Annotated in this window: 2 protein-coding genes; both read left to right on the top strand. The window is 51.2% G+C overall.

What is annotated here, in order from left to right; genetic code table 11:
* Nucleotides 1–4 precede the first annotated feature (4 nt).
* Nucleotides 5–7,654, top strand: coding sequence for a non-ribosomal peptide synthetase (locus tag VP472_RS09235; protein ID WP_153986665.1), 7,650 nt, complete (start codon nt 5–7; stop codon nt 7,652–7,654).
* 25 nt (nt 7,655–7,679) lie between these two features.
* Nucleotides 7,680–18,455, top strand: coding sequence for a non-ribosomal peptide synthetase (locus VP472_RS09230; RefSeq protein ID WP_153986664.1), 10,776 nt, complete (start codon nt 7,680–7,682; stop codon nt 18,453–18,455).
* Nucleotides 18,456–18,473: the final 18 nt, after the last annotated feature.

Below are 18,473 nucleotides of genomic sequence, written 5' to 3'. Positions count from 1 at the left end.
CGCAATGGGGCAGCAACCGGAAATACAAGATATATATCCTTTGTCTTTTATGCAGGAGGGCATGCTTTTTCATTCTCTGTTGGATCATGACTCAAGAGCCTACTTCGAACAAGCGGTGTTTACGATCAGCGGACAGCTTGACCGGGAACGATTCCAAAAAAGTATAGATGCTGTTTTTGAACGATACGATATTTTCCGTACGACATTTATTCATAAGAATGTGGCGAAGCCCCGCCAAGTCGTGTTGAAAAACAGGCCGAGCCGCGTTCAGTTTCATGATATTTCTCATTTGGACGAGAAGGCGCAAGACAAATATGCCGACCGGTTCAGAAAAGAAGATAAAGATAAAGGCTTTGATTTGCAATCAGATCCTCTCATGAGAGTCTCCATTTTGAAAAAAGCGCCTGAACGCTATGTTTGTATATGGAGCCATCATCATATTGTCATGGATGGCTGGTGCTTCGGAATTGTCATGAAGGAATTTCTGATGATCTATCAATCTCTGGGAGACGGACGGCTTCCGTCTCTCGAGCCTGTTCAGCCATATGGGAAGTATATTAAATGGCTCATGAAGCAGGATCGTAAAGAAGCCGAGATTTTTTGGAAAACGAGACTTGCCGATCTTGAGCAATCGGCGTCTCTTCCGAAAAAATCCGCGGAACCAAACGGCGAACTTGAGCAGGCGGTTTTCACCATTTCTGAAGAGCAGACAAATGAGCTGAAGAACATTGCGGCAAGGGCTGGAGCAACGCTGAATACAGTGTTCCAGGCACTGTGGGGCATTTTGCTGCAGCGTGTCAGCCGCTGTGATGATGCCGTTTTCGGTTCTGTCATTTCCGGCCGGCCGTCGGATCTCGCAGGCGTGGAAAAAATGGTGGGACTGTTTATTAATACGATTCCCGTACGGGTGAAAAGCGGTTCATTTTCTTTTCTGGAGCTTGTCAGGCATTTGCAGCAGGAGACGCTGCAAGCAGAAGCTTACAGCTATTATCCGCTGTATGACATTCAGGCGCAAAGCCCTCTGAAGCAAGCGCTGTTTGACCATATTATCGTGTTTGAAAATGTGCCGGCCCAGCGTGAAATTGAAAATGTGAGTCAGGCCGGTTCATTTGATTTTGCGGTAGAGGATTTCACGATGGAAGAAGTCACAAACTACGGATGCAGCATAAAGGTGATTCCGGGAAATTCTCTTTATATCCGCTTAAACTTTGATACCGGTATATACGATCGTGTTTTTATGAAGAATATTGAAACATTTTTACGGCATATGGTGAACTCAGTCATTTCCGACCCTGAAATCGGCGCTTCCGAGATCGCATTGCTGGATGCGTGTGAAGCCAGAAGTATGATGGATGCATTTAACCATACAGAAGCGGTTGAACCGCCGGCCCCGACGCTTCACGGGCTGTTTACCCGCCGCGCCGCGCTTTCGCCGCATCGTCCGGCGCTCCGTTTTCCGGGCGGTATGCTGACGTACGCCGAGCTCGATCAGTACACGGACAGGCTTGCCGTCCGGCTCCGACAAAAAGGCGTCCGCAAAGAAAGCATGATCGGTGTGCTCGCTGAACGCTCGCCAGAGATGGTGATTTCAGTGCTTGCCGTGTTAAAAGCAGGCGGCGCCTACGTGCCGCTTGACCCGGAATATCCGGAGGACAGGCTGCACTATATGCTTGACGACAGCGGCGCCTGTCTCCTGCTTCAACAGTCGGGGTTATCCGTTCCCGGTTTTTCCGGCGAAACGCTAGAAGTGTCTCTTTCTGCCCTTACAGGTGAGGCGGAGACAGGGGCTGTCTCTGACGAAGCGGATGCTGATTCGCTCGCTTATATCATTTATACGTCCGGTTCGACGGGAACACCGAAGGGAGTGGCTGTTGAACACCGTCAAGCCGCCGCCTTTTTATCAGGGATGCAAGGGCAGTTTCCGTTAACGGAAGAGGATATTATCGTGCTGAAATCATCCTTTTCATTCGACGCCTCCATCTGGCAATTGTTTTGGTGGACGATGTCAGGCGCCTCCGTGTATCTGCTTCCGGCCGGCTGGGAGAAAGATCCTGTGCGGATGATTGAAGCGTTTGCCTCAGAAAAGGTGACGACCGCACATTTTATTCCGGCGATGGTCAACAGCTTTTTAGACGCGCTGGAAACTGAGCCAGCAGAAACAAGAACACGCCTCGGCAGAACACTGACACGCGTGTTTGCCGGAGGGGAAGCTCTTTCCCCGCTTACGGCTGCCCGGTTTGCCGATCTTCTGCCGGAGACCGTGCTTATTCACGGCTACGGGCCGACGGAAGCGACGGTCGATGCGGCCTTTTACGTCTGTGATCGAAAACGGGACAGCGGACGGACGCGGCTTCCGATCGGAAAACCCGTTCCTGGTGCCCGTCTGTATGTATTAGATAGCGGAGGAGCCATCCAGCCTGCGGGCGTGGCAGGAGAGCTGTACATCGCGGGGACCGGCGTGGCCCGGGGCTATCTGAACCGCCCTGAGCTGACGGAGGAGCGCTTTCTCGATGATCCGTTTTATCCGGGAGAACGTATGTATCAGACGGGCGATATCGCACGCTGGACAGAAGACGGCCTTGTCGAATGGCTCGGGCGTTCAGACGGACAAGTGAAAGTCCGCGGCTACCGGATTGAACCGGGGGAGATCGAAGCGGCGATCCGGCGCATTGACGGCATTCGTGAGGCGGCGGTCACTGCCCGGACCGAACACGGCGAGACCGCACTTTACGCCTATATTGAAGGACGAAAAAGCGATGACGTGCGGGCGGAGCTTGCGGCACGCCTTCCGGCCTACATGATGCCGGCTCAGTTTATAGAGATGAGCGAGTGGCCGGTCACACCGAGCGGAAAGCTTGACCGCCGCGCGCTGCCGGCTCCCGGCGGAGCGGCAGACAGACAGGTGTACACCGCACCGCGGAACGTCACGGAAATGAAGCTTTGCGCCCTTTGGGAAGAGGTGCTGAAAAACGGACCCGTCGGCATCCGGGATCACTTTTTTGAGCGGGGCGGCCATTCGTTAAAAGCGACGGCTCTCGTCTCCCGCATCGCCAAAGAATTCGGTGTTCAGGTGCCGTTACAGGACATCTTCGCCCGGCCGACGGTGGAAGAGCTCGCTTCGGTTATTCAGGACTTGGAAGAGAGCCCGTATGAAGCGATTCAGCCTGCGCAAACACAAGATACCTACCCGGTGTCTTCGGCGCAGAAACGGATGTATGTGCTCCAGCAGCTTGAAGACGGCGGTGTCGGCTACAATATGCCGGCTGTGCTGGAACTGACGGGCCCGCTTGACCGCGGCCGGCTGGAGGAGACGTTCCGGCAGCTTGTGGAGCGGCACGAATCGCTTAGAACGTCCTTTGAAACGGGGCCTGACGGCGAACCGGTGCAGCGCATCCATGACAGCGTACCGTTTCAGCTCGATGAGGCCGAGTCAGCAGACGCATTCGTCCGGCCGTTTTGTCTGGAGGAAGCGCCGCTCTTCCGTGCGGCCCTCGTGAAAGAATCGGACGAACGCCATCTTTTATTAACGGATATGCATCATATTATTTCCGATGGTGTGTCCGTCAACACCTTGATTAAAGAATTCGGCGAGCTGTACGCAGGCCGTTCGCTTGCGCCGATGCGCCTTCAATATAAAGACTATGCCGTCTGGCAGCGGTCGTTTCAGCAGAAAGAAGGGTATCAGAAGCAGGAAGCGTATTGGCTGAAGCGGCTAGAAGGAGAGCTTCCGGTGCTTGAGCTTCCGGCTGACAAGCCCCGTCCGGCTGTCAGAAGCTTTGCGGGCGGCAGCGTATCGTGCACGCTTGACGCTGAAACGGCATCCGGCCTTCACCGCATCGCCCGGGATCACGGCTCCACTTTGTATATGGTTCTTCTCGCCGCGTACAATACGTTACTCGCGCGATTGAGCGGGCAGGAAGACATCATCGTCGGCTCGCCGATTGCCGGGCGTCCGCACAAAGACCTTGAACCGATTCTCGGCATGTTCGTCAACACGCTGGCCATCAGAACGGAGCCGAAGGGGGACAAACGGTTTACCGATTATTTGGCGGAAGTCCGCCAGGCCGCACTGGAAGCGTATGAACATCAGGACTATCCGTTTGAAGAGCTGGTGGAACGGCTCGGCGTGCAGCGGGACACAAGCCGTAATCCGCTGTTTGACGTGATGTTTGTGCTCCAAAATATGGAGCGTGAATCCCTGAATTTAAATGAGCTGCATTTGACTCAAGCTGCGGGTACAAGTCATAAAACCGCAAAGTTTGATGCCACGCTTTACGCGGCGGAAGGGTCTGACGGTTCCATCAGCTTTGATTTTGAATTCAATACAGATATCTATCAAAAACAGACAATCGAAAAATGGCTTTCTTACTTTACCCGAATTCTTACAAAAGTAATTGAAGACCAAACAATACCGCTTGGTGACATTCACGTACTGGATGATGCTGAAACAAATCGCGTCATTTATCAGTTTAATCAGACGAAAAGCGATTACCCAAGACACGAAACCATCAGCCGTTTATTTGAGCGTCAGGCTGAAGAAACCCCCGATGCCCGGGCAGTTGTTTATGATGGACAAATCTTGACATACCGTGAGCTGAACGAACGGGCTAACAGAATAGCGGCGGCTCTCCGATCAAATGGCGTCGGTCCGGAAAGTGTTGTCGCCTTATTAACCGGACGCACAACAGAGCTTGCTTCCGGAATCCTCGGAATATTAAAAGCGGGAGGCGCCTACTTGCCTATCGGTGACGATGTGCCTCGGGAACGGGGTGAATGGATGCTTAAAGACTGTAAAGCTGATATTCTTCTCCAATCTGATAAACTTGACGGTCTGCCGCTTTCAGGAAAACGTTTATTCATAGAGGATATTCAAACAAAGGCCGGCTTGAGTTCGGAAAATCCCGAACCGCTCGGCGGACCTGAATCGTTGGCCTACATGATTTATACGTCCGGGTCAACAGGTGCGCCAAAAGGCGTCATGATTGAACAGCGAAGCGTGATCCGCCTTGTGAAAAACAGCAATTATATTGATTTTACGCCGGAAGACAGACTGTTGTTTACTTCATCATTAGGATTTGATGTAACGACATTTGAAATATTCGGTCCGCTTTTAAACGGCGCTTCTTTATATGTAAGTGACCAGGAAACCTATCTCGACTCTGATGTTCTGGACACATTTATACAGCAAAACGGCATTACGACACTGTGGCTGACATCGTCTTTGTTCAATCATCTATCAGAACAAAATGAATACGTGTTTTCCGGATTATCCCGATTGATTATCGGCGGGGAAGCACTGTCCCCAAGTCATGTAAACCGGGTTCGGAATGCGCTGCCGTATCTCTCGGTATGGAATGGATACGGGCCGACTGAAAACACGACGTTCTCGACTTGCTTTTTGATTGAACAATCATACGATCATTCAATCCCGATCGGCCGCCCTGTCGGAAATTCAACCGCATATATCATAAACAGCAGGGGAACACCGCAGCCGATCGGCGTCATCGGTGAATTATGCACAGGCGGAGACGGTGTGGCAAGAGGATATTTCGGCCGCCCTGAGCTGACGGAAGAAAAATTTGTCCCTAATCCTTTTGTTCCCGGAGAACGGATGTACCGCACCGGGGATTTAGCCCGCTGGCTGCCGGACGGAACGATTGAATATGCCGGACGGATGGATGATCAAGTGAAAATCCGCGGTTATCGGGTCGAGCTGGGAGAGATTGAAGCCGCACTGAGGAGCCTGGACGGCGTGAAAGAAGCTGCCGTGTCAGTCAGAACCGGGCAGTCCGGCAATAAAGAACTGATCGCATATATGAGTCTGCAGGCGGACATGGATACAGAAAAAGCGCGTTCTTTACTTTCTCGGCAACTGCCGAATTACATGGTTCCGGCCTATATGATGGAACTTGAGAAGCTGCCGCTTACGCCGAACGGTAAATTGGATCGGAAAAATCTGCCCGAACCGGAGCTCGCGCTTCAAACCGCGTACACAGCTCCCCGCAATGAGCTTGAAGAACAGCTTTCCGTGATCTGGCAGGAAGTGCTCGGCACAAAACAAGTCGGGATTGAGGATTCATTTTTTGAGTTGGGCGGCGATTCAATCAAAGCGCTGCAAGTTGCCGCACGGCTCGGACGCTATGGGTGGAAAATGACGGCAAGTGACTTATTCCGGCATCCGTCCATTAAGGAACTCGCGCCTCTTATCCGGAAAGCGGAAAGAGTCATCGATCAGCGGCCGGTGGAAGGAGACATACCTTGGACACCCGTTCAGCACTGGTTTTTATCACAGCGGATGGAAAACAGAAATCATTTCAATCAGTCTGTCATGATGTTCAGCTCTGACGCATTGCATAAACAGCCGCTCAAACAAGCTTTGGAGCATCTTGTCATTCATCATGATGCACTCCGGATCACCGTCAGTTCAGAAAACGAAAGTATCAGACAAATCAATCACGGTATTCAAAAAGATGAACTGTACAGCTTGGACATTTGGGATCTGTCTGAGACAGATACTTGGGAAAGAGAAATAGAAGATGAAGTGGCTGCGCTCCAACAGCGGATGGATATTGAAAAAGGGCCGTTATTAAAAGCCGGATGGTTCAAAACCCGGTCAGGGGATTATTTATTCATCACCGTACATCACCTGGCGGTTGACGGAGTGTCATGGCGTATTCTGCTGGAGGATTTATCTGCCGCTTACACTCAAGCCGTAAAAGGTCAGCCGGTCCAGCTTCCGCCAAAGACCGATTCGTTTAAGCAATACGCCGTAAGGCTTTCAGAATACGCAAAAAGCAGCAAGCTGATGCGTGAAGAAGAATATTGGCGTTTTATTGAAGAGGAAACAGCCGCCGAACTTCCTTATGAAAAACCGCAGTATCAGACGGGAGCCGACAGCATTCGGCAAACGGTAAGCTTTACGCTTACAGAAGAAGAAACGTCCGTTTTGCTTCAGCAGGTCAACCGGGCCTACCATACCGATACGCAAGATATTCTTCTGACTGCCGCAGCTTTGGCTTTACGGGACTGGACAGGGGGCGGCAGACTGCGCATCGCGATGGAAGGGCACGGGAGAGAGCACATCATGCCGGAGCTCGACATCAGCCGCACCGTAGGCTGGTTTACCTCCATGTACCCGGTGCTCATTGACTTGAACACAGCAGGCGCTGAGCTTGGAACGGCTGTAAAAACGGTCAAAGACACACTCGGAAGAATACCGGATAAAGGAATAGGCTACGGCATTTTAAAATACATGACACCGTCTGAACAAAAAACAATCCGCTTCAGACAAGCGCCTGAAATCAGCTTTAACTATTTAGGGCAATTCAATGATACAGAAGATCAGCACACATTCAGTTTATCTGGTCTTGCGAGCGGACACGACATCACGCCGACATGGCAGCGGGAACAAGCGGTGGAAATGAGCGCGATGGCCGCACAACATAAACTGCACTTCAGTTTGAGCTATCCGCCGAGCCGCTTCCGCAAAGAAACGATGGAACAGCTGCTGCAAACCTTACAGCAATATTTGCGTGATATTATGGCGCACTGCACCGGCAAAGAGGAAGCAGAAAAAACCGTTAGTGATTTTAGCAGCAAAACGTTAACATCTGATGATTTGGACAGCATAGCGAGTTTTGTCGAGGAACTGTAGAAAAAGGCGACGGGGAGATTATAACATGACAAAAAAGAATGCAATTCAGGATATTTATCCGCTGTCTTATATGCAGGAAGGAATGCTTTTTCATTCCCTCCTGCAAAAGGAATCACAAGCTTACGCCGAGCAGGCCTCTTTTTCAATAACAGGGAAGGTTGACACCCGCGTGTTTGAAGAGAGCGTTCATGCCCTTTTCGAAAGACATGATATTTTCAGAACGATCTTTATCAGCCAGAACGTGTCAGTGCCGCAGCAGGTCGTATTAAAAGAGCGGAACGTCAGCATCATTGAGGAAAATCTCACCAATTTAAACAAGGCTGATCAAATCAAGCATATTGAAGAAGCCAAACGAAGAGACCGAAAGAAAGGATTTCACCTGCAAAAAGACATGCTGATGCGGGTGACGCTGCTTCAAACCGGAGAATGTGAATATACGTGCATTTGGAGTTTTCATCACATTATTATGGATGGCTGGTGTCTCGGGATCGTGCTGAAAGAGTTCTTCCAGATATATGCCTCGCGGCTTCGCCGGACACCGTTAACGCTTGAGCCTGCTGTGCCGTACGGGACCTACATCAAGTGGCTGATGGAGCAAGATAAAGAAAAAGCCGCTTCGTACTGGGAGCGATACCTTGAAGGCTTTGAGCAGCAGACTGTTCTGCCGAAGCAGAAAAAAGCCGGCGAAAGCAGACAAGAGGAAGTGACGTTTTCCTTTTCAAAAGAGGACACGGCTAAGCTGAAAGATCTGGCCGTGAAAGAAGAGGTCACGCTGAGCACCATTTTCCACACGCTCTGGGGCATTTTGCTTCAGGCGTATAACCAGACAGAAGATGCGGTTTTTGGTTCTGTAATTTCCGGAAGGCCGTCTGAAATCGAAGGCATCGAGCGAATGATCGGCCTGTTCATTAATACCGTGCCTGTCCGGATCAGCGGGGCGGACATCCCGTTTCAAAAGCTGATCAAAAACGTGCAAAAGGACGCTTTGAAAGGACAGGCATACAGCTATCATCCGCTTTATGATATACAGGCGAATTCACAGGTAAAACAAGGCTTAATTGACCATATTCTCGTCTTTGAGAATTATCCGGTTGAACAGGAGCTTGATGTACTGAACAGCAAGGGGGACACGAAAGACCTTTTTCACATCCATGATTTCAGCATGGAAGACGAAACCAATTACAGTTTTTATCTTATGGTGGCGCCGGGTGACGAGATTCATTTGAAAATGAGATACGATTCAAGCGTGTATGACCGCCAATTTATCGAAAATATCAAAGGTCATTTGACACATATCGTTTCCCAGATTCTCGACAAACCTGATATCACGCCGGATAAGCTTGTAATCATCACTCCTGAGGAAAAAGAGCAGCTGCTTGCTCCGATTTCTGAAGAAACTGATAAGCCTGAGTATGACACGATTCATGCGATGTTTGAACGGCAGGCCGCACAAACGCCGGATCAAATCGCGATCCGGTATGAAGGCGGGTCAGTGACGTACAAAGAGCTGAATGAATCGGCTAATAAGCTGGCCCGTCTGCTGCAAAAACGCGGATTAAAGCGGGAGGAGCCGGTAGGCGTCATGCTCGGCCGTTCCCCTTCTTTAGCGGCGGCCGTTCTCGGTATTTTAAAAGCGGGCGGCGCCTTTGTCCCGATAGATCCCGGCAGTCCAAAGGAGCGTATCCGATATGTTATTGAAAACAGCGGCTGCATCCATGTTGTAACAGAGCGGCATCAGTCACTCCCCGCGGGACAAACGCTGCAGGTTACATATATAGAAGAGGCCGGGACGGAAGCGGACGGAAGCAATGTGCAATCCATTAATACGGCGGACGACCTCCTTTATATGATTTATACATCCGGTACGACAGGGAAACCGAAGGGCGTACTGCTCGAACATAAAAATATGGCCAACCTTCTTTCTGACCAATTGACGAACACAGACATTGATTTTTGCACAAATGTGCTGCAGTACGCATCTTTGGCGTTTGACGTCTGCTATCAGGAGTTATTTTCAGTACTCTTAAGCGGCGGCACCCTTTGTATCGTGCCCGAATCAATCAAACGGGATGTTTCTCAGCTGTATTCGTTTATCGATCAGCACAAAACAGAGGTGGTGTTTTTCCCGACTGCGTTTGTCAAGATGCTTTTCAATGAAGAAGGTTATGCACAGTCTTTTCCCCGCTGTGTGAAGCATGTCATTACGGCCGGGGAGCAGCTGACTATCTCACGTTTGTTCAGGCAGACGCTCCGTTTACACGGTATGCATTTGCATAATCATTACGGCCCGTCAGAAACCCATGTGGTTTCAACGTATACGATTTCTCCGGGAGATGACATACCTGAACATCCGCCGATCGGGAAACCGATCCATCATAACAAGATGTATATTCTCAGCAAAAACAGACAGCTTCAGCCTCTCGGAATTGCGGGAGAATTGTATATTTCCGGAGTGAATACAGGAAGAGGCTATGTGAACAATCCGGCGCTGACCGAAGAGAAATTTTTGCCGGATCCGTTCAGAACGGGCGCCGTCATGTACCGGACCGGAGATTTGGCAAGACTGCGTGCGGACGGCCAAATTGAATACATCGGCCGGACAGATGATCAAGTGAAGATCAGAGGGTACCGGATTGAACCAAAGGAAATTGAAACCGTCCTGGCAAATCATCATGCCGTGAAAGAAGCTGCCGTGCTGATTCAAACGAATGAGTCGGGCGAAAATGAATTATGCGCCTACTGCAGCGTCTCACAAGCGACTGATCCTTCTCAGCTGCGAAGTGATTTGGCCAAGGAGCTGCCTGATTATATGATTCCGGTCAAATGGGCTTTCGTTGACGCGATTCCGCTCACTGGAAACGGCAAAGTCGATCAGCGGGCCCTTCCGGAAGCTTCGGCGTACGCAGCGGGCCGTCGATATACAGCTCCACGGAATGTGACCGAGCTGAAGCTTACCCGCATATGGGAAGAAGTGCTTCAAACCGGCCCGATCGGCGTTCACGATCACTTTTTCGAGCTTGGCGGCCATTCATTAAAGGCGACGGCACTCGTTGCAAAAATAGCTAAAGAGTGCAGCGTGCAAATCCCGCTGAGTGATGTCTTCAGCTATCCGACTGTAGAAGAACTCGCCAAAATCATCGGTGAAGCAGAAGAGAATCCGTTCGCATCCATAGAAAAGACAGAAACAAAAGAAACTTATCCCGTCTCATCCGCTCAAAAACGGATGTATGTCCTTCACCAGCTTGAAAATGGCGGTGTCAGCTATAACATTCCAGCCGTATTAGAAATGAAGGGGCCGTTTGACCGAGACAGGATGGAAGCCGTGTTCAAGGAGCTGATCCGGCGGCATGAACCGCTCAGAACGTCCTTTGAAGAAAAAAACGGCCGGCCTGTGCAGAGGATTCATGATGAAGTGCCGTTTGCATTTACAAAAGAACAATCAGCCGAAGCGTTTATCCGGCCGTTCGATCTCGGTAAAGCGCCTCTTTTCCGGGCGGGATTTGTCCAAATAGAAAAAGACCGGCATCTGCTTTTAGCTGACATGCATCATATTATTTCAGACGGCGTATCCGTCAATCTTTTGATACGTGAATTCAGTGAGCTGTATGCCGAGAGAAGTCTGCCGCCGTTACGGATTCAATACAAAGATTATGCCGTCTGGCAGCAATCATTTATGGCGGGCGCCGCATATCGGAAACAAGAGGAGTACTGGCTGAACCGGCTTGCCGGGGAGATTCCCGTGCTTGAATTGCCGGCTGATAAGCCGCGTCCCCCGGTGCGGAGCTTTTCCGGTGACCGGGTGTCATTTGTCATCAGCGAAAAACATACAGCACAGTTGAAAAAGCTGGCGAAAGAAAACAAATGCACACTTTATATGACGCTGCTCGGTGTGTACACGGTTCTGTTAGCCCGTTTAAGCGGACAGGAAGATATGATTGTCGGGTCTCCGATTGCAGGAAGGCCTCATGCCGACCTTGACGCCGTTCTGGGCATGTTTGTCAATACGCTCGCTTTCAGGACGCGTCCCGACGGAAGCATGACGTTCAAAGAATATTTAAAGGAAATTCGCCAAACAGCGCTTGAGGCTTACGAACATCAGGATTACCCGTTAGAAGAGCTCGTCGATAAGCTCGGTGTGCCGCGGGACATGTCCCGAAATCCGCTGTTTGACACAACATTTGCGCTGCAAAATATGGAACAGCAGAAGCTAAGGGCAGCCGGACTTGAACTGCAGCCGGCAGACGTCAGCCTGCCGATTTCTAAATTTGACTTATCGCTGTACATCTCCGAAAACGCCGGTGAATTGTACTGCCAGTTTGAATACAGTACCGATTTGTTTGAGAGAAAAACGATTCGAAAATGGGCGGAATTTTTCACGACACTTGCCGAAAACGCCGCAGCTGATCCGGGTTTGGAATTAGACGATATTTCTGTTTTGTCAGAAAAAGAAGAAGTGTCTCTGCTTCAAGAATTCAGCCCCTTGCAGAAAACGGCGTTTCCGCTTCATCAGCCTCTTCATGATCTGCTGGAACAACAGGCGGAAAAAACGCCGGACCGTCCGGCGATTTTAACTGATGACATTTCGATTACGTATCAGGAGCTGAACGAAAGAGCGAATGAGCTTGCGCACCGGCTGATCAAGCGGGGAATAAGGCTGGAGGATAAAACTGCCATTATGGGCCGGCGTTCTCCTGACATGCTGATCGGCATTTACGCTGTCTTAAAAGCAGGCGGTGCATATCTGCCGATTGATCCGGATTATCCGGAAGAGCGGATTCGCTTTTTACTGAAAGACAGCGGCGTGAAATTCTTACTGGCAGAACCAGAACTTTTCGCACCAGATCTTTTTGAGGGAGAAACGATCTCTCTGAAAAGCGGGCAAACAGGAAACCCGGAAGCTGCGGCCAACCCCAATGTTCCGGTGAAACCTGATTCATTGGCTTATATCATCTATACATCCGGTTCTACGGGACGCCCAAAAGGCGTGCAGGTTGAACATCAGTCAGCCGTAAACTTTTTATACTCGCTGCAAACGCGTTATGGATTAAATGATTCCGACACCATTCTGCATAAAACATCATACTCTTTCGATGCTTCGATTTGGGAGCTGTTTTGGTGGCCGATCGCGGGAGCTTCTGTTTTTCTCCTTCCGCAAGGCGGCGAGAAAGACCCTGAAATGATACTGAACGCATTGGAGAAAAACCGCATAACGGCAGCTCATTTTGTGCCATCCATGCTTCATGCTTTCTTGGAATATATAAATTTCAGAAAACAGCCGATCAAAAAGACCTGCTTGAAAAGGGTTTTTTCCGGCGGCGAACAATTGGGCCCGCACTTGGTTTCCCGTTTTTATGACCTTCTGCCGGGAACGGAATTGACAAATTCCTACGGTCCGACGGAAGCGACGGTAGAAGCGGCGTACTTTGATTTGCCGCAAGGAAAGGAATTTCACAATGTTCCGATCGGCATTTCCGGACATAACATGCGGCTGTATATTTTAAATCAAAAGAGACAGCTTCTGCCGCCGGGCTGTATCGGAGAGCTGTATATCGCGGGGACAGGCGTGGCCCGGGGCTATCTGAACCGGCCTGAGCTGACGGAGGAGCGCTTTCTCGATGATCCGTTTTATCCGGGAGAACGCATGTATCAGACGGGTGATATCGCACGCTGGACAGAAGACGGCCTTGTTGAATGGCTCGGGCGTTCAGACGGACAAGTGAAAGTCCGCGGCTACCGGATTGAACCGGGGGAGATCGAAGCGGCGATCCGGCGCATCGACGGCATTCGTGAGGCGGCGGTCACCGCCCGGACCGAACACGGCGAAACCGCACTTTACGCCTATATTGAAGGACGAAAAAGCGATGACGTGCGGGCGGAGCTTGCGGCACGCCTTCCGGCCTACATGATGCCGGCTCAGTTTATAGAGATGAGCGAATGGCCGGTCACGCCGAGCGGAAAGCTTGACCGCCGCGCGCTGCCGGCTCCCGGCAGATCGGCAGACAGACGGGCGTACACAGCCCCGCGGAACGTCACGGAAATGAAGCTTTGCGCTCTTTGGGAAGAGGTGCTGAAAAACGGACCCGTCGGCATCCGGGATCACTTTTTTGAGCGGGGCGGCCATTCGTTAAAAGCGACGGCTCTCGTATCCCGCATCGCCAAGGAGTTCGGTGTTCAGGTGCCGTTACAGGACATCTTCGCCCGGCCGACGGTGGAAGAGCTCGCTTCGGTTATTCAGGAATTGGAAGAGAGCCCGTATGAAGCGATTCAGCCTGCGCAAACACAAGATACCTACCCGGTGTCTTCGGCGCAGAAACGGATGTATGTGCTCCAGCAGCTTGAAGACGGCGGTGTCGGCTACAATATGCCGGCTGTGCTGGAACTGACGGGCCCGCTTGACCGTGTCCGGCTGGAGGAGACGTTCCGGCAGCTTGTGGAGCGGCACGAGTCGCTCAGAACGTCCTTTGAAACGGGGCCTGACGGCGAACCGGTGCAGCGCATCCATGACAGCGTGCCGTTTAAGCTCGATGAGGCCGAGTCAGCTGACGCATTCGTCCGGCCGTTTTGTCTGGAGGAAGCGCCGCTCTTCCGTGCGGCCCTCGTGAAAGAATCGGACGAACGCCATCTTTTGTTAACGGATATGCATCATATTATTTCTGACGGTGTGTCCGTCAACACCTTGATTAAAGAATTCGGCGAGCTGTACGCAGGCCGTTCGCTTGCGCCGATGCGCCTTCAATATAAAGACTATGCCGTCTGGCAGCGGTCGTTTCAGGAGAAAGAAGGGTATCAGAAGCAGGAAGCGTATTGGCTAAAGCGGCTAGAAGGAGAGCTTCCGGTGCTTGAGCTTCCGGCTGACAAGCCCCGTCCGGCTGTCAGAAGCTTTGCGGGCGGCAGCGTATCGTGCACGCTTGATGCTGAAACGGCATTCGGCCTTCACCGCATCGCCCGGGATCACGGCTCCACTTTGTATATGGTGCTTCTCGCCGCGTACAATACGTTACTCGCGAGATTGAGCGGGCAGGAAGACATCATCGTCGGCTCGCCGATTGCCGGGCGTCCGCACAAAGACCTTGAACCGATTCTCGGCATGTTCGTCAACACGCTCGCCATCAGAACGGAGCCGAAAGGGGACAAACGGTTCACCGATTACTTGGCGGAAGTCCGCCAGGCGGCGCTTGAGGCGTATGAACATCAGGACTATCCGTTTGAAGAGCTGGTGGAACGGCTCGGCGTGCAGCGGGACACAAGCCGTAATCCGCTGTTTGATGCCATGCTTGTCGTTCAGAATATGGAGCATGAGGAATTGCTGTTGGACGGTTTGCATATTCAGCCTGCGGACGTGTCCCGTCCGGTTTCCAAATTTGATGTCACTTTGCAGGCTTCTGAAGGCGGGGGACAGATTCATTTTCTGTTTGAATATGCGGCGTCTTTATTCCGGAAAGAAACGATGCAGCGCTGGGCTTCCCACTTTATGACGATGCTTGAACACATTGTCCGTGAACCGGAAACTTCTATACAAGCGATCAGCATGCTGACTGCTCCGGAACGGGACCGAATTCTTTCGGACTTTAACGGCACGGCGGATAAACAGCTGCCTGAAAAAACAGTTCATGAACTGTTCATCACCCAGGCGCGAAAAACACCGGATGCGGCAGCCCTTATCAGCGGGGAAAGGTTGGTCACATATAAAGAATTAGATGAATGGTCGAATAAAATCGCCAGAGCTCTGCAAAAACGGCAGATCGGACCGGATGCCGCCGTCGGCATTGTAATACCAAGATCACCGGAACAAGTCGCCGCAGTCTTCGGGGTTTGGAAAGCCGGGGGCGCCTACGTCCCGATAGATCCTGAATATCCGGAGGAACGCAAGCAATATATCATCTCAGACAGCGGCACAGCGCTTCTCCTTACCGTACACGGCGCAATAGACCAAGTGCCTGATCATTTTAAAGGTGAAGTGCTCGCACTGGAGGATATCCAAGAACAAGACGCATCACCGGTTCAGCCATTATCAGCACCGGAAGATTTGGCTTACATCATTTACACGTCCGGGACGACAGGCAGGCCGAAAGGGGTTATGGTCGAACATCGTTCCGTCAGCCAAACCCTTCAATGGCGAAGCGGATTTTATGATCTGAATGAGAAAGATACGGTTCTTCAGCTTTTTTCATTTTCCTTTGACGGTTTTGTAACAAGTATGTTCACACCGCTGATTTCAGGTGCGAAGGCGGCCGTTCCAGCTGAAGATGAAGCAAGAGATATTCTTGCCATTAAACACTATCTTGCATCTTACCGCATCACTCATATGATCATTGTTCCCGTACTGTACCGTACACTGCTTGACGTACTGGAGCCGGGGGATGCAGAGTCTCTCAGAATTACCACATTAGCTGGAGAAGCTGTCGACCAAAACATTATCAGCCGCAGTTTATCAGTTTGTCCTCACACGGAGCTTGCCAATGAGTACGGCCCGACGGAAAACAGCGTCGCCACTACAGCGGCAAGACATATAGAACAAAGTGAGAACATTACGATCGGCCGTCCGATTGAGCATTCACACGTTTATATTTTAAACGGGGATCACCCGCAGCCGATCGGTGTAACGGGAGAACTTTGCATTTCGGGTTCCGGCCTTGCAAGAGGGTACCGCAATCTTCCTAAGCAAACGGCCCAAGCCTTTGTCCAAGATCCGTTCCACAAGAACCGGCGCATGTACCGCACGGGCGATCTGGCAAAATGGCTGCCGGACGGCACGCTGCAATATATCGGCCGAATGGACGAGCAAGTCAAAATCAGAGGCTACCGGGTGGAACTGAAAGAAATTGAATCAGCCTTAACAGGCATAAAAGGTGTCAAGGAAGCAGCCGTTACCGCTCTGTCCGCATCAGCAGGCCAAACGGAACTATGCGCTTATATCGTGACAGAAGAAGGAACAGAAAGTGAAACCGTGCAACAGGCACTCAGAAATGAAATGCCCGCTTATATGGTGCCGGCGTTCTTTGAAACACTTGAAGCCCTGCCTGTCACACCGAACGGGAAGCTTGACCGCCGCGCGCTTCCTGAGCCGCGGAAAAAAGCGCACACCGGACGGGCATTTACGGAGCCTGAAAGCGACTTGGAAAAAGAGCTTTCCGCGATTTGGAGCGAAGTGCTCGGAACTGAAAACATTGCCGCGGATCAATCATTTTTTGAACTGGGCGGCGATTCCATCAAAGCCCTGCAAGTATCAGCCCGATTACATCAGGCAGGAAAACAGATCGCCGTAAAAGATATTTTCAGCCGGCCGACAATTAGAGAGCTGGCTCCTTATGTCCGTACAGAGCGGCAGCCGGTCAGCCAAGCTCCCGCAGAAGGAGAAGTGAAGTGGTCGCCGGTTCACAAATGGTTCTTCACACAAGACATGAAGGAAGCAAATCATTTTAACCAGTCCGTCATGCTGACGAGAACAAATTCAATAGATGAAGAGGCTCTGAGGAAAACGTTAAAAGCCATTACCGTTCATCATGATGCCTTGCGCCTTGTCTGCAAAAAAGACGAAGAGAAAGGTCTTCTCCTCTTCAACAGACCGGCTGACCTCGCAGATGAGCAGCTTTACAACCTGACCATATTAGAAACGGAAGGCGATGAGCATGAGAAGGAACGTGTTATAAAACGCCGCGTCGCAGAGCTTCAGAGAAACATGGATTTGGAGAACGGGCCGTTGGTACAGGCGGGGCTGTTCCGATCTGAAGCAGAAGATTACTTGTTTCTGACCGTCCATCATCTCGCTGTCGACGGGATATCATGGCGGATTTTATTGGAAGACTTGGCTTCTGCTTATGAGCAGGCCGCCTCTGGTCAGGAAATCAAACTCCCTCCGAAAACCATGTCATTCAAAACATATACGGAGCAGCTGGCCGATTATGCCGAAAGCAGACAGCTTCTTCAGCAGGCGGAGTATTGGCGGGAGATTGAACACTATGAAACAGAAAGTCTTCCTTACGAGCAGGCAGATCTATCTCAAACTCCTGCAAAAAAACGGAACACGGTATCCTTCACTCTGACAGAAAGTGAAACGGACGCCCTGTTGAAAGATGTGCACAGCGCCTACAATACGGATACGCAAGATGTGCTGTTGGCTTCCGCCGTGCTTGCCGTTCAAAAGTGGTCGCCGCGGCACGCTTTGAAAATCGCCCTTGAAGGACACGGACGCCAATCGGAGCAGGCAGGTGCGGACATCAGCAGGACAGTGGGGTGGTTCACTTCCATTTACCCGGTGCTTGTCCGGAGCGGAGTTTATGAACCTCTTGAAGAATATGAAATTCGCACATTGAAAACCGTTAAAGACACATTGCGGCGCATTCCGGATAAAGGGAACGGATACGGCGTCCTCAAATATTTAACACCGCCGAAGCTTGCCGGGATGACTTTCGGGAAAGCACCGGAGATCAGCTTTAATTATCTCGGACAATTCGATGCGCCCGGCCGGAATTCGGCAGAAACGGAACAGCCTGACGCGTTTCAGTTTTCTCCTTTGGGAGGCGGAGATGATGTCACAGATACATGGAAACGGGAGCAGTCACTTGAAATCAGCGCGATTGCGGCAAAAGGCCGGATGACCGTCAGCATTTCCTATGAAACGGAACGCTTCCGGCAAGGTACGATCGAACGGCTGTCCGAAAGCTGCCGGTATTATCTCCTGAAACTGTCGGAACACTGCCTCAGCAAAACCGATACGGAGAAGACCGTCAGTGATTTTGATGATCGGGAGCTGACTGAGGAAGCATTGCAGGATATTGCCGACTTACTCAGCTTCCACTAAACCGAGCGGGAGGAACAC

It is taken from the genome of Bacillus sp. MT(2024) (genome assembly GCF_036362845.1).
Classification (GTDB): Bacteria; Bacillota; Bacilli; order Bacillales; family Bacillaceae; genus Bacillus; species Bacillus velezensis.
Note: the sequence above shows the minus strand (reverse complement) of the source record. Positions and strands in the feature narration are given on the sequence as shown.